The sequence below is a fragment of the Corynebacterium gottingense genome, from assembly GCF_002285125.1.
Lineage (GTDB): Bacteria > Actinomycetota > Actinomycetes > Mycobacteriales > Mycobacteriaceae > Corynebacterium > Corynebacterium gottingense.
The window spans coordinates 78915-94056 of sequence record NZ_NSGN01000008.1; the positions used below are offsets into that span (position 1 = coordinate 78915).

10 protein-coding genes are annotated in these 15142 nt (G+C 66.5%); 6 read left to right on the forward strand and 4 right to left on the reverse strand.

Annotated elements, in window-relative coordinates; all coding sequences use genetic code 11:
• Positions 1 to 72: 72 nt before the first annotated feature.
• Positions 73 to 1140 (reverse strand): LLM class flavin-dependent oxidoreductase, encoded by a 1068-nt coding sequence (locus tag CKJ82_RS08720; RefSeq protein ID WP_095537806.1) that lies wholly within the window; start codon positions 1138 to 1140, stop codon positions 73 to 75.
• Between the two features lie 101 nt (positions 1141 to 1241).
• Between CKJ82_RS08720 and CKJ82_RS11845 the strand changes: the two genes are divergently transcribed.
• The 3 genes from CKJ82_RS11845 (at position 1242) to CKJ82_RS08735 (ending at position 4428) form a co-directional block, all read left to right on the forward strand.
• Positions 1242 to 2720 (forward strand): DUF5129 domain-containing protein, encoded by a 1479-nt coding sequence (locus CKJ82_RS11845; protein WP_165765413.1) that lies wholly within the window; start codon positions 1242 to 1244, stop codon positions 2718 to 2720.
• 133 nt (positions 2721 to 2853) lie between these two features.
• Positions 2854 to 4149 (forward strand): inorganic phosphate transporter, encoded by a 1296-nt coding sequence (locus CKJ82_RS08730; RefSeq protein WP_095537807.1) that lies wholly within the window; start codon positions 2854 to 2856, stop codon positions 4147 to 4149.
• A gap of 24 nt (positions 4150 to 4173) precedes the next feature.
• A complete protein-coding gene (locus CKJ82_RS08735) occupies positions 4174 to 4428 on the forward strand; it encodes a hypothetical protein (RefSeq protein ID WP_095537808.1) in 255 nt (84 codons plus the stop codon).
• Between the two features lie 422 nt (positions 4429 to 4850).
• On the opposite strand, the gene CKJ82_RS08740 is transcribed toward CKJ82_RS08735, so the two are convergent.
• Positions 4851 to 5792 carry an acrylyl-CoA reductase family protein gene (locus CKJ82_RS08740; protein WP_095537809.1) on the reverse strand — a complete coding sequence of 314 codons (942 nt, stop codon included), beginning with the start codon at positions 5790 to 5792 and terminating at the stop codon, positions 4851 to 4853.
• A 690-nt stretch (positions 5793 to 6482) separates the two neighbouring features.
• Positions 6483 to 7403 (reverse strand): endonuclease domain-containing protein, encoded by a 921-nt coding sequence (locus tag CKJ82_RS08745; RefSeq protein WP_095537810.1) that lies wholly within the window; start codon positions 7401 to 7403, stop codon positions 6483 to 6485.
• 120 nt (positions 7404 to 7523) lie between these two features.
• Between CKJ82_RS08745 and CKJ82_RS08750 the strand changes: the two genes are divergently transcribed.
• Complete coding sequence (locus tag CKJ82_RS08750; RefSeq protein ID WP_109561652.1) at positions 7524 to 8915, forward strand: SLC5/6 family protein; 1392 nt, start codon at positions 7524 to 7526, stop codon at positions 8913 to 8915.
• Here the strand turns inward: CKJ82_RS08750 and CKJ82_RS08760 are convergent.
• On the reverse strand, positions 8912 to 9880 hold the full coding sequence (locus CKJ82_RS08760) for a GIY-YIG nuclease family protein (RefSeq protein WP_133064055.1): 969 nt from the start codon (positions 9878 to 9880) through the stop codon (positions 8912 to 8914). The two genes, CKJ82_RS08750 and CKJ82_RS08760, sit on opposite strands and share 4 nt — an antisense overlap.
• Before the next feature lie 196 nt (positions 9881 to 10076).
• Between CKJ82_RS08760 and CKJ82_RS08765 the strand changes: the two genes are divergently transcribed.
• Positions 10077 to 12485: a LamG-like jellyroll fold domain-containing protein gene (locus CKJ82_RS08765; RefSeq protein ID WP_095537812.1), complete on the forward strand. Its 2409-nt coding sequence runs from the start codon at positions 10077 to 10079 to the stop codon at positions 12483 to 12485.
• A 683-nt stretch (positions 12486 to 13168) separates the two neighbouring features.
• Positions 13169 to 14683, forward strand: a complete 1515-nt coding sequence (locus CKJ82_RS08770; RefSeq protein WP_133064056.1) for a DUF5129 domain-containing protein — start codon at positions 13169 to 13171, stop codon at positions 14681 to 14683.
• Positions 14684 to 15142: the final 459 nt, after the last annotated feature.

Sequence of the window (15142 nt, forward strand, 5' to 3'; positions counted from 1 at the left end):
CCCGAAACGGACGGGGGTGGGCATGGTTACCCGCGCGGGTGTGGGATCAGCTGGCTTCTTGCGCGCAGGGGGTTAGCCGATGGGGTAGCCGGTGACCGGGCCTTGCGCGTTCGGCTGCCAGCCGAGCGCTGGGGCGACGTGGGTGGCAAAATTCTGCAGAATCTTCACGTTCACGTCCACCCCCATCCCGGTGGGGATGGGGAGCAGCAGGGTGTCGGCAGCCATGACGGCCGGGTCGGCCTTGAGCTGCTCAATGAGTGTGTCTGGCTCTGCGGCGTAGGTGCGGCCGAAGGTGGTCGTGCCCACGTCCGGCAGCGCGCCCACCTGGTCGGTGCCGGAGGCCTGCATGCCGAACCGCTGCATGTCCGCGCCATCGACTATGGGGAAGATGGTGCGGGAGACGGACACGCGCGGCGCCCACTCGTGGCCCGCCTCCTTCCACGCGGCGCGGTAGCGGCTGATCTGGTCGGCCTGGATTTCTCCCAGGGTGTGCGCGGTGGTCTCTGAAACCAGGGTGGAAGACATGAGGTTCAGCCCGTCCTTTGCAGTCTGCTCCGCGGACGTATGCGTGCCCGAGCCGTAGAAGATGTGCTTGCGCAGCTCCGGCGCCGTGGGGAAGACGGGCAGGGCGGAGCCGGGCTGGAACATGTTGGGGTACTGCTTGTCCAGCGGTGCGGCGGTGGCGAAGCCCTTGCCGTCCACCGCGGCCATGAACGCCTCGAGGTGGCGGCGCGCCACATCCGCGCCGTTCGGCGCGTCGCCCTTGTAACCGAATGTTTCCCAGCCGCACTCGGCGACTTCGGGAGCGCCGCGGGAGACGCCGAGCGCTACGCGCCCGCCGGAGAGCTGGTACAGGGAAGCGGCCTCTTCGGCGAGGTAGAGCGGGTTTTCGTAGCGCATGTCAATCACGCCCGTGCCCACCTCGATGCGCTTGGTGGTGGCCGCGACGGCCCCAAGCAGCGGCATCGGCGCCGAGGCCTGCGGTACGAAGTGGTGCACGCGGAAGGAGGCGTTGTTCACCCCGATGTCGTCCGCCGCCTGGGCGATCTCCAAGTGAATCTGCGCGATCTTCTCTGCGGATGGGCCGCGCTGGCCGCCGAAGGCGTAGTGCCCGAAGCTGAGGAAGCCGAATGCTTTCATGGTTCACACCCCTCAGTGGTGACGTATCAACAAAACATGGTAGCAGTCCGTCCCCGCCTGTGCTCATGTCCGTGCCCCAACGGCTCGCTATGCTTTGGTCTATGGCTACGAACCCCCACGCACGTAACACTCCCGAGAACATCGTGCCCGCGAAGGGCTCCGGCGTGAAGGATTGGGCGGTCGTGCTCGGCGCGACGGCCTTGCTTGGGGTGGGCGGCGGCGTGGCCAGCTTCGCCACGGCCGACGTCCCCGACGCTGCCGAGTTCGCCGTGTCTACCCAAACCGACGCTGCGAACCTGGTGATCTCGGACCCGCAGGACATCGTGAGCGCTGACGACGAGGCCCTCATGCAGCGCGACGCGGAGCGCCTCCCCCACCCCGACACGGTGCAGACGGTCCACTACATCTACCTCTCCGAGGGCCGCGACAACGTCAACGATTCGGTGGAGAACTTCCTGCGCGACAACTTCCCTGACGAGATTGGCAACGACACCTTCGCCGACGGCGTACTCATCCTCGGCGCGGACATGGAGTCGCGCAACCACTTCGTCTTCGCAGGCGGGGACGTCGCCGACCAGCTGAAGCTGCGCAAAGGCCAGCGCCTCGAATCAGTGCTGGAGGAGATGAAGCCGGGGCTGCGCGACAACAACCTGCCCGCGGCCGTGTTCGCCGGCGCGAACCTGGCCATGGACGGGGACAAGGCCGAGCAGTGGGGCGTTAATGATGCGGAGGGCGGCCGCGTCGGCCGGACGGTGGCGGGAGCCGGCATCCCGGCGGGCGCGAGCCTGCTGGGCGGGACGCTCGTGGTGGAGCGGAGGCGGAAGCGTCGAAAAGCGATCAACCAGGCGCGGGAAGACCACGCGTTGCTGGCGGCTGAATACACGGGCCTGAGCCAGCGGCTGGACGAGCTGGACGTCCGCGCGAACTCGGTGTCCTCGGCCTTTGCCAACGCCGAGATGCGCGACGAGTGGGTCGAGGTGCGCGACCGCTTCCTCGCGCTGCACGACGTGACGCAGCGCAACAGCGTGGCCACCGACGAGCAGGCCTACGACAGCGCGAAGAACCTGCGCGAGGCGGCGCAGACCTTCGAGGACGCGGGCCACGCCGAGGACAACATCAACCGGCTCTTCGAGGTGGAGCGCGGCGACGGCCCGGCCCGCCGCAACCTGCTCACGGACATCCGCGAGGACATCGTCCGCGCCCGCTACGAGGTCAAGGACGAGACGCTGCGCGGCGACCTCGCCCGGCTGCAGGAACGCGTCGACGCCCTCGACGCCGCCCCGGAGGCGCCCGACTTCCTCGACCGCTTCGTCCGCCTGCTTAGCGATTACCGCGTGCTGCTCGACGAAGTCAAGCGCCGCGAGTTCAGCGACGTGAAGGAATACAAGGAGCTCGAGCGCCCGACGCTGACGGACCCGGGCTACGTCTACTCCGGCTACGTGCCGTACGTGGCGATGTCCTCGTGGCACCACGACAACGTGCAGGCGGCGCAGGACGCGGAGTCGAGCAGCTCCGGCGGAGGGGTCAACACAGGCTTCAGTTCCGGGTTCTCCGGTGCGGGCGGGTCGAGCTCGTTCTAGGGGCGGCCACGTTGTGGTCGGGGCCACAACTTGGCGGTGTATGGCAAACGTCGGGAAACGGAAAGTTTACCTTTACATGAATTCTCGCTTTTAGTATCGACAGCGTTACATAAGAGGCGCATACTTTCTTCCCGTGAGTATTACGATCCTGCTTGTCCTCATCATCGTCGTTGCTCTGTTCTTCGACTTCACTAACGGCTTCCACGACACTGCAAACGCGATGGCAACGTCCATCGCTACCGGCGCGCTGACACCCAAGGTGGCTGTCGCACTCGCCGGTATCCTCAACCTCGTCGGCGCGTTCCTCTCGGTCGCGGTGGCGAAGACGGTTGCGGGCGGCATCGTGGAGCTCGACGTGTTCGACCTGAGCAACCCAATTGACTCTGAAAGGCTCCTCCTTGTCGTCTTCGCCGGTCTCGGCGGCGGCATCATGTGGAACCTGTTCACCTGGCTCTTCGGCATCCCGTCCTCCTCCTCGCACGCCCTGTTCGGCGGCCTGATCGGCGCGGCCATCGCCGCCATCGGCTTCGACGGCGTCGTCTGGGTCGGCGTGCTGAACAAGATCATCATCCCGGCGCTCGCCGCGCCGTTCGTCGCTGGCCTGGTTGCCCTGATTGGTACCTGGCTGGTCTACCGCATTACCAACCACTCCGAGAAGGAGCACCGCGACCGCTACTTCCGCTGGGGCCAGATCGGCTCCGCCTCCCTGGTCGCGCTCGCGCACGGTACCTCCGACGCGCAGAAGACCATGGGCGTGATCTTCCTCGCCATGGTCGCCGCCGGCCAGTTCGACTCCGACCACCCGATGCCGTTCTGGATTCAGCTGGCGTGTGCGCTGGCCATCGCGATCGGCACCTACTCCGGCGGCTTCCGCGTCATCCGCACCCTGGGCAAGGGCCTCGTTGAGATCCACCCGCCGCAGGGCATGGCCGCTGAGACCTCCTCCGCCGCCATCATCCTCACCTCCTCCCACCTGGGCATGGCGCTGTCCACCACCCACGTGGCCACCGGCTCCATCATGGGCTCCGGCCTGACCGGCCCGAAGGGCGAGGTCCGCTGGTCCGTCGCCGGCCGCATGGCCCTGGCCTGGATCACCACCCTGCCGGTCGCGGCGTTCGTCTCCTTTGTCATCTGGTGGATCGGCAACGGCGCCGCTTCCGCGGGCAGCGACCTGGTGTGGGGCGGCGTCGCCATCGCCCTCATCATTGCCCTGGGCGGCGGCTACATGTTCTACCGCGCCTCCAAGGCTCCGGTGCACAAGGACAACGTCAACGAGGACTGGGACGAGGACGGCGGCGCCCTCGGCACCTCCGCTGACACGGCTGACAAGAAGGTCTACGGCGAGCCGGCGGACTTCGTCGACACCAGCGCTGGCCTGGCGGGCGCAACCGCAACCCGCACCGCTGTCAACAACAAGCACCGCAAGTAAGCGCGACCAGAAAGGATTATCACCATGGAACTCATCAAATCCCTCTTCCTGGTCACCGCAGTTGGCATCCTGCTCGGTGCCGGCCTGCCGACCCTCTTCTCCCTGAGCATCCACTTCCTCTCCCCCACCGACGACGGCACCCCGGTGTCCGGCGGCAAGAAGGCCATCGCTTGGATCTTCATGGCGCTGGTGCTCATTGCCGTGGTGGCGGCGCTCCTGCTCATCGCCCGTGAGCGCATCGAGTACATCTCGGGCTGGGACCCCTACCCGTTCCTCTAACGCTCCCTCTCACGCGCTGAGCGAAACCGCGCCGGGCCTTTTTGGCCCGGCGCTTTTTTCGCGCCTACGCTGCGGGTTTATCGGTTATGGTGGGTGCGCGTAGATGGTGGGTGTTGACAAACCATTTACCGGGACCTAGTGTTTCTCGAATATGAACGGAAGGTAAACACGCCTTCCGCCGAGAGGAAAGGAGGTGAACCCGTATGAAGTTCCTGAAACGCTTCCGCGCGTGGTTCCGTGACGAGGAGCGGGGCATCCCCCCGCACACCGAAGTCTCCCCCATCGACGTCCTGGCACCCGCGCGCACGGACGCCTAAAGGCCGATTCATATCGGGGGATGAGAAAGCCGCCGGTCCAGCGCAGTGCTGGCCCCGGCGGCTTTCGCCATGTGCGGCGCCAGAGCACGGCGCTACGGTCCGGTGCTAGAGCTCGACGACCGTGCGGCCGCTGTGCTCGCCGGCGAGGATGCGGCGGCCCATCTCGGCGACGTCGTCCAGCCCGATCGTCTCGGTGCGGATCGTGGCGAGGTCGAGGGATTCGTCGAGGAGCTGCCATGCGGCGTCGCGAAGCGAATTCGGCGTATCCACCGAGTTGATGCCCACGAGCTGCACGCCGCGCAGGATGAACGGCAGCACGCTGGCGGGCAGGTCGTTACCGGCGGCCATGCCGCACGCAGTGGCCACGCCGCCCCAGCGCAGCTGCGCGAGCGCGTTGGCCAGGATCGTCGAGCCGACCGTGTCCACCATGCCGCCGAGGCGCGCCTTCTGCAGCGGCTTGCCCGCGTCGGCGAACTCGGCGCGGTCCAGCACCTCGCTCGCGCCCAGCTCGCGCAGCCAGTCGCCATGCTTATCGACGCGCCCCGTCAACGCCCACACCTCGTGGCCGCGAGCAGCCAGCAGCTGCACCGCGATGGAGCCCACGCCGCCGGTCGCGCCCGTGACCAGCACCGGGCCCTCGGCGGTGTCCTCGTACAGGGCCCGCTCGAACCCCGCCACCGACAGCGCAGCCGTGTAGCCGGCGGTGCCGATCGCGGCCGCGTCCGCCGCGCTGAAGCGCTCCGGCACGCGGACCACGTGGGTGGAGTCAATGCGCAGCTGCGGCGTGTATCCGCCGTGGCGGCGCTCGCCGATGCCGCGGCCGTTGACGGTGACCAGCGTGCCGTCGTCAAGCGTGCCCACCGCATCGATGCCCGGCACCGTCGGCAGGTGGCGCAGGACGCCGCGGTTGCCGCTGAGCGCCATCGCGTCTTTGTAGTTGATGGACGAGTGGCTGACGTGAATCAGCGTGTCGCCCTCGCCCGCGAACTCGTCGCGCGTCTCGACGATCTCCGGCCCTTGCTCTGTAACAATCAGCGTGCGTGTCATGCGGGCAAGTATACGGAGGTTTGACGCGTCGCCGCCTAAGTTGATGGGCTCGCGCAGATAGTGGGTGTTGACAAACGATTCCCGCTAACTTAGAGTTACCCTCGCATGAACGGAAGGTTAACAGCCTTTCGCTGACACGGAAGGAGGTGAGCTTGTGAAGGCTCTCATTGACGGACTGCACAAGTGGTTCCGCTCGGAGGAACGTGGCATTGCCACGCTTTTCGACGCCACCCCCATCGCCGTCCTCCCGCGCTCCTAAGTTGCGCGGCGTTCGCGTCGGCGCTTGCGCTGGCGTGCTTGCGCTGGTGCGAATCCGGCCGCGAAAACCGGCCCCGCGGGCACGGCGATCGTGCAGAATGTAACTCAGTAAGTGCGGCGGGCCCGCCCTGGAACGGAAGCCAGGGCGGGCCCGCTTTCGCGTGCGCGGGGGCGCCGCCGGTGCCGCGTTTCGCCGCCCAACCGGGGGCGTCCGACCGCCCCCTAAACCGCCCCGACCCGCCCCAAAACCACAGATACCGATAGTAAGACCCCGTTTTCGCCCCCCTGGAGCGCATTATCGGGGTCTTACTATCGGTATCTAGCTGGGCGGTGGCCGCCCGGTATCCGCAAAGGCCCGGACACCAGCCCCAAAAGCCCCACCAGCCCCGACCGCAACGCCCACCCCAACCGCAGCGCCAAACCCCGGCCCGCCTACCGCCGCCAGTGCTCCCCGTGGCCGGGCCGCCACTGCGTCGCCGGCACCCGCGGCGGCCCGAGCTGCTCCGAGCGCGCCTTGAGGTCGAGGATGTGGCGGATGCACCAGTCCTCGTCGCGCAGGATCTGCCGCGGTGTGAGCCTGGCCACCTCGTAGCCCTGCACCCGAATCCAGTTTTCCCGCTGCGCCTGCTCCAAGGCGGCGGCCTGCCCGTCCTCGGCAAACTTCACGTCGCCGTCGACCTCGATGACCAGTTGGTCCCACAGCAGGTCAGGCCGCACGTAAGGCCCGATCCACAGCTGCTCCTGCGCCTCGATGCCGCGCTCGCGGAGGATGACGCGCAGGAGCGACTCGTACGGCGACTGCGATAGGGACGAGCTCCAGGCCAGCGCCGTCCGCGCGTGCGCGATGCCCTTCTTCCTGGCCAGGCGGCGCACCGTCGCCTCGAGCTCCGCCCGCGCGCCGGGGCCGAACTGGTGGAGGAACGAGTCCAACGCGACGACGCCGTGGCGCACCCCGTGGAGCCGGGCGACGTCGACGGCGGTGCGGGCGGGGGTGGTGAGGAGGACGGTGTCGCCGTCGAGAAGCGAGATGGAAGCCCGGTCAACCTCTGGGATCCGCATCTCCCGGTACTGCACCCCCTCGGGCCACTGCTTCTTCGGCGGCGGCGAGTGGCGCGGGTTGGCCAGCATTACCGGCGAGTGCTTCGCTGGCAGCGTCCATAGGCCCATGATGACGGCGGCCGAGCGGCCCACCACCACCGCCTTTTGTGCGCCGACCCCGATCGCGTACGCGCGCAGAAACTCCTGTTCGTAGGCCTTGAGGCCGCGCCAGACCTGCTCGGCCACGTACCGCGTCGCGGACAGCTTCCGGCACGCGAGCGCGTCGCTCTCCCCCGGCCGGATCAGGTGCGTCACTAGCGCATTTCTTTCCATGTCCCCTCCCCGCGCATCAGCCTACCAACTCGGTTTGGCGTCGAAAGTGGGTCCGACCCCCGTGCTACCCTTGTGAGCTACGACATTGAAAGCGTGGAACTTATGACCACTTCACAAAAGCAAGACACTGCCCATCCCGTCCCCTACGCCGACCTGCCCGAGCAGTACAGCGACGAGCACCTCGAGCTCGGCCGCGCGCAGTTCGACGCCGACCACCTCACCGAGGCGGACAAAGAGCAGATCCGCGAGCAGCGGCGCTCCAAGGCCCCGGACGGCAACTTCTTCTCCTGGGTGATCGCCCTGTTCGGCACCGGCGTCGGCGCCGGCATCCTGTTCCTGCCCATCAACGCGGGCAGCTTCGGGTTCTGGCCGCTGGTGATCGCTACGCTGATCATCGGGCCGATGGTGTTCCTCTCGCACCGCGCGTACGCCCGGATCGTGGCGGCGTCGCCGTCGAAAGGCCTGGACGTGCTCCAGGTCGTCACCGCGCTGACCGGCCGCAAGCGGGGCCTGGTCAGCGCGCTCATGTACTGGCTGGGCATCTATCCGGTGGTGCTCATCTATGCCATTTCGATCACGAATACGGTTGACAGCTTCGTCGTTAATCAGCTCCATGGCCCCGAAATCAACCGCTGGATCCTGGCCACCGTATGCGTCGGCGTGCTCACGGGCGCCTACGCGCTGGGCATGAAGGTGACCCTGTGGCTGGCAAATGCGCTGGTCTACCCGCTGATTTTCGCGCTCGCGGCGGTGTCGATCTACCTGATCCCGCGGTGGGATGTCGCCAGCTTCCGCGGCTACGAGTCGCAGACGCCGATGTGGCAGGCGGTGCTGCTGATCATGCCGGTGCTGGTGTTCTCATTTAGCCACATCGCGGCGGTGTCGCAGTTCGCGCTGGACATGCAGAAGCGCACGGGTGGCGACGTCGCCGCGACCGAACGCGCCGTCTCCAAGATCGAGCTGGTCACGGCCGCGATGCTCGTCCTCTTCACCATGTTCTTCGTCTGGTCGTGCGCGCTCGCGCTCGGCGCCGACGGCATGGACGCCGCGAACGAGCAAAACGTGCCGGTCCTGTCCTACCTGGCCAACGAGACGCACACGCCATTCCTCGCGTGGGTGAGCCCGCTCATCGCCATCTGCGCGATCATCACGTCCTACTTCGGCCACCTCCTCGGCACCGAGGAAGGCACCGGCTACCTCATCCGCGTCGCGGCCCCGCGCACGGCGGCCAAGCTCACCCCGCGCTCGATCCGCCGTGTGGTCAACGTCTTCGTCTTCGTCACGGCCGTCCTCGTCGCGGTGCTCAACCCGTCGGTCCTGGACATGATCTCCGTCGTCGGCGGCGTCTTCGTCGCGTTCCTCCTCTACATCCTGCCCGCGCTCCTCGCGTTCAAAGCCACCGCGTTCAGGCACTACGCCCGCCGCCCGGACACCATCTTCCTCCTGGTCATGGGCTCGCTCATCCTCGCCGTGTCCATTTGGGGCATGTTCTAGCCGCTTATCGACGCCCCTCCGTCCCCCATCCCTTCCGCCTCCACCTCATCAGTCTCGCGGTCCTCCCAGTCCGCGAGGCTGACGTTTGCGTTCTCCGCCAGGTGCCAGGCGGTGCGCCCGTTGGTGGCCGCGCCGCGCACAAAGCTGGCGGCCGAGCTTGGGCTGGAGAACTCCACGTCCTTGGTCAGGCGGAAGTTGTCCATGCTGTCCGCGTACCGTTCGCGGTTGGCGGTGATGGCCTTCGGGGCGCTCGCCGTGAGGTCCTCGCGCAGCTTGGCTCCGCTGAACACCACGAACCCGCCCGGCGTGCGCTGCCCGAGCGCGTGGATGGAGCGGTCGTAGCTGGCCAGCTCGAACACGGGCTCGTCGTCAGCACTGCTCGGCGCGTGCTCCCGCGCCACCGCCGCCTGCCCGCGCCGCGTTGCCTCCGAGGCGACGGGCTGGAACGCCGTGATGCCGAGGGCGCTGATGATCAGGTTGGTGTTCTCGATGAACTCGTCGAGCACCGCCTGCACCTCCTCGGTCACGTTGCCCGGCGACGGCGTATTCCCGTTCGCCACCTCGTACCGGCCCGCGTTGACGGCGCGCTGGTGGAAGGCGTTTTCCAGGAACGTGATCTCGGTCGGTCCCCACGAGTTGTCCACCACCACGAGGTAGATGATCCGGTTGAAGAAGTCCTTGTCGTCGCTGCGCGTGTGCTCGGCGGCGCGCGCGAACGCCATCCCGTTCTGCCTGCGCGTGGCCTGCCCGATGTAGATCTTCGGCTGATCCGTGTCCGGGTTCGTGCCCACCAGGAAGTACACCGCGGGCTGGTTGAGGTCCGGCCGCTGCTTCAGCTTCGCCGAAGTGATCTCCGTGCGCGGGATCGAATAGACGCGGCCTACCCAATTGGCAATCGACGCCTTAATCGGCCCGTCCGGCGTCCCGTCCATCATGAACATTTGCAGCGTCTTCGGTGTGGGCATGGGGTCCTCCTGCTGGGCTCGGTTGTGCGGGTCCACTGTATCCCCTATTCCGCCCGCCCCTGCTCATTGGACTTCCCTCTCCAACTCCCAGCCTTCACCTCAATTTCACCGTAACGCAACCTGGCAGCGCTACGTTTGAGTGTGGATTTCACCCACCAAAGCAATCCCGTCAGTCACGCACCGCAAAGGATCTCCCATGCGCACACACATCGCGGCCGTCACCGCGCTTGCCCTGCTCACCCCGATGACGCAGCTCCCGCTCCCCACCGCGAACGCCGCCGAACCAACCGCAGACCTCGCTTCCCGCTTCACCCTCGGCGTGCTTCCGGACACCCAGTTCTACGCCCGCTACGGCGACAAGGACGCCGGCGACATCTTTGGCACCCGCTACGGCTCGAACCCGTTCGACGTGCAGACCGAGTTCCTGGCAAAGCACCACGAGGACCTGAACACCCAGTTCGTGGCGCATCTTGGTGATGTCGTCGACCAGGCCAACGTCCGCAACTCCTGGGACATCAGCTCGGAGGCGATGAAACCGCTGGAGGACGCGCACCTCAACTACTCCATCCTGCCGGGCAACCACGACTACTTCATGTTCGACGGCGAGGACGGTCCGTCCGCGTTCGAGGAGTACTTCCCAGAGGAGCGCGCGAAGCAGAACGCCACGTTCCAGGCCCGCCACCAGTCCACGGGCATCCACGACGGCGGCGACGGCTACGGCTTCCCGGGCCAGAAGACGGATTCCGAGTACCACATCTTCGAGGCCGAGGGCCAGCAGTACCTCCTGCTCGCGCTGGGGTTCCGCGCGCCTGACGATACCCTCGACTGGGCCCAGCAGGTCATCGACGAGCACCCGGACCTCCCCGTCATCCTCACCGCCCACGAGATCTCCGGCATAGGCGGCGACGGCTCCACCTACTTCACCAAGGAGTACGGCGAGCACCTCTGGGACAAGCTGATTCGCAAGAATGACCAGATCTTCCTCACCATCGCGGGCCACCACCACGGCGCGGGCTACCACGTGGAGAAGAACGACGCCGGCCACGACGTCATCAACATCCTGCAGGACTACCAGATGGCCTACCTGGGCGGCAACGGCCTGATGGGCCAGCTCCAGTTCGACCTGACCAACAACACGCTCGACATGACGGCCTACTCGCCGTGGGTCAAGGACAAGGACCACGCGAAGCTCACCAGCTTCGACCACCTCCTCCCCGAGGGCGAGGGCGACTCCTACTCCATCGACCTCAACTTCGCCGAGCGCTTCAAGTCCTTCGCCCCCGACTTCACCAAGGGCGATGAGAACGACCCCGACTACACCGAGCTCCTCCGCACTACCGTCGCCGACGGCTTCCAGCCCTACGAGGTCACCGAGCAGGACAAGCCCCGCAACGACCAGGATTACGTCCACGTCGATGGCACTGCCGTCCACTGGCGCCCCGGCCAGACCACGTTCGAGGGCAAGGTGCTTAACGACGCCTCCCCTGCCCCCAAGGGTGCCGTCATCCCCGATGTGGCCAACGGCAACGACATGACCCGCGTCCGCTACCGCGTCGGCGCCCGCGAGGACGCCGTGACCTTCTCGGAAGACACGCACCCCCTCTCCTCGGACCGCGGCTCCCTGCGCTGGAAGGACCCCAAGTTCAAGCACTCCACCGCCTGGTTCGAGACCGCCACCGGCGCCGACATCAACGACATGCAGTTTGAGAACGGCTACACCATGGAGGCCTTCCTCAAGCTCGACGAGGACTGGAACGCCGACAACAACAAGTGGTCCAACGCCCTCATCCGCGACGAGTCCGGGACCGTCGCCCACCCCGACAGCGAGGACGGCGACCCGATCCAGATGCTGGGCGTGTCCAGCCTCCGCGAGCTGCGCTGGTACGCCTGGGGCCAGAACGGCGAGGGCTTCTCCAACTGGACCCACGAGGTCCCGAAGGGCGAGTGGATGCACGTGGCCGTGGTCAATGACCCGAAGGACAAGTCGGTCACCATGTACGTCGACGGCTCCCCCGTTCTTCGCGACGGCTACGGCCCCCTCGGCATGGGCGGCGAAGGCGCCCAGTGGCTCCTCGGTACCTCCGCCTGGGAGAACGACAAGGTCGACGGCTGGTTCGGCAACATCGGCGAGGTCCGCATCGTGGACCACCCGATCGGCCCGGACCAGTGGCTGACCGCCCGCGCGGCCGACGCCCCGACCCCGTCGCCCACGACCACGGCTCCTTCGGCGACCACCACTGCGGCTGCCACCACTGCGGCTGCCACCTCTTCGCCGGCGGCACCGGCGGCTACAGAGACCACCACCGTCACCACTACGGTGACCGCCCCGAACACCGAGCCGACCACTGTGGCGACCACTGCACCGACGACTGCGCCGACCACTGCGGCCCCGGCCCCGGCGACGGCAACGGCGACTGCAACCGAAACCGTCACGGTTACCGAGACCGCCTCCCCCAGCGAGGGCTCCTCCACCGCCGAGTCCGCTGGCCTCTTCGCGGGCGGCATCCTCATCGGCCTGCTCACGCTGTTCGGCGCCCTGGTCTTCGACCTCGGCGGCGTGATCAACTCGATCGTCGACCAGATCCGCTCCGCCCTCAACATCTAAACGGTCCGTTAAACGCCGGCGAGTCATCTCAACTCGCCGGCGTTTCCGCGTTCCGGTCCCATTTATATTCCGAGTTTGTGCCGCAATACCCGCCCCCTTGAAGTGAATTACGTCACACATCACACGCTCGGCTCAGCTTCTCCTGTCGTTACAATTAGGAATCCCCTTGAGCCGTTTTCGCGCCCTGGTTTATATGCACTATCTATGCAATTTTTGAAACATGCCATCTACCTCGAACTACAACCATGTTGTGCACGTTTGTCCAGGTTATCCGTAGTGCCAGTGGGACTTCCCGCGCCGGTGTAGCGCTTTCAAAAATGAGAATTATGCACCGAAATTGCTGTTTTCAACGGGTATGCAACGCCCTTCGTGTTTTGTAAGCTAAGGGCCGGAGAATTTCGAAGCAGGGCCCGGCGTTTTGAACACGGACGCCGGGCCTTTCTCGTGCCGCCAAAAGCTCCGTCCCACGCGCCCCACGGGCCCCACGCGTGCTGCCCCGGCTATAGATACCGATACTAAGACCCCGATGATGCGCTCTGGGAGCGCGAAAACGGTGTCTTACTATCGGTATCTGCGGGCAAAGCGCGGGCAGACCACGCCAACACCCGCCAACACCCGCCAGCACCCCACCAAACCCCACCAAACCCCCAGCGCACCGCCCCAATCCGTGTGATAATCCCCGTATGGTGAGCCGAGAGTACGAGTCTGTCCCCGGCGGCAAGTGGTGGCAGATGCAGGAGACTGAGGAGAGTAAGCGTCGTAACGCGGAGTGGGACGAGGAGCGCAAGTTCAGTCGTCAGTTCAGGGCGAAGGGTGCGCGTCGATTAGCGGTGCTGGTCGCGGTGGTGATCGGCCTGCTCCCGGCGATCCTCATGTTCGCCCTGTGGCGCGCGCCCGAGGAGCCGGACCCGGTGGAGACGGTCGCGGAGGCGCCGCCCGCCTTCGTGGACGACCCGGACGACCTGCTCTCCCCGGACGAGGAGCTGCGGCTGCTCGACGGCGCCGATGACCTCCCGCACCCGTCGACGGTGCAGCAGCTGCGCTTCATCGTGTTCGACGATTCGCTGGACAATGTGAACGATTCGGTGGAGAACTTCATGCGCGACACCTACCCGGACGAGATCGGCGACGACACGTTCGCGGACGGCGTCATCCTCGTCGGCGCGGCGATGAAGACGCGCCACCAGTTCATTTTCGCTGGTAAAGACGTCGCTAGCCAGCTCGCGCTCCGCCGCGGCAGCCACCTCGACCGCTCGCTCGCGGCGATGAAGGACGGCCTGGCCTCCGGCGACATCCCGCGCGGCCTCCTGGACGGCGCGCGCGTCGCGATGGACCCGGATGAGGTCGCCAGCCAGAACGACTCCCGCTTCCTCGGCTACCTCACAGCCATCCCCACCGGCTTCGGCTTGTTCGCCGCGGCCCTCGCGGTCGGCTTCGTGCCGGTGAAGCGAATTGAGCGTCGCAAGCAGCGGATCGCCGAGGCCCGCCTCGATCGCCAGAAGCTTATCGACGCCCACTCGTCCCTCGCCCTCCGCCTCTCCGAACTCGACCTGCGCGCCCACTCCCTGTCGTCCCGCTTCGCCAACGGCGAGCTGCGCCAGGAGTGGGAGGAGGTCCGCGACCGGTTCCTCGCCATCGACGACGCGGTCGCGCACCTCCCCGTCGACACCGACAGCGACGCCCTGGCCAACTGGGAACAGCTCCACGACGCCGCCGCCACCGTCAAGGACGTGGAGCGCGCAGAGGAGAACATCAACCTCCTGTTCCGCATGGAGCAGGGCGACGTCGACGTGCGCGCCGAGCGCTTGAGCACCCTGCGCGCCGACGCCGTCGACGCCGGCAAGAAGGCGAAGGACTCCCACCTGAAGGCGGGGCTGCAGGACATCGTGAACCGTCTCGACGCGATAGCCACAGATCCGGAGAACCCCGCGTTCATGGACGCGTTCGTGCGCCTGCTTGCGGACTACCGCATCCTCATGGACGTCCTGCAGGAGCAGCAGTTCGCCGCGCGCAAGGGCGTGAAGGATCCGCGCGCGCCGCGCCTGTGGGAACGGGACTACGCGTACCCGGGCGTGTACACCTACGCCACCCTCTCCCTGTGGGACAGCACGACCAACCACCCGAGCTCCAGTTCCGGTGGGACGAACTCGGGGTTCAGCTCCGGCTTCTCCGGCTCGGGCGGCTCCAGCTCCTTCTAGGGAGCGCATGGCTCGGGCGGGGGCGATGTGCGCCGTTTGACGAGATCAGGATGACAAAGATACGGAATTTTTGTCGCATCTTCGTCAGGGTGATCTCGTCATGTGGGTGCCGGGGGCGATGACGACGCCGATACTCGCCGCAATGCTCAACCCCCACCGATCCTCCCTACGGCAACGCAGAACCCCCTCGCACACTCGCGTTCTAAATGGGGGGGTGTTGAACGCTCTTCCGGCTTCGGGGGGGGGTGAGCCGTGGGCGAAGGGGCCTGCTTATTGCAGTATGGCACGGATTGTCCAATACGTCTACCCCGGCAGCGCCTCACACGCACCAAATCAAGAAAAACCCAGCTCAGAGTAACGAATTTCGCACTACCCCCACCCGTTTCACCCGGCGCATTCCCCACGCCTGGCGTACTATGTCAGCGCACAGACAGTCCGCATGCACCTCATCCCCAGCCC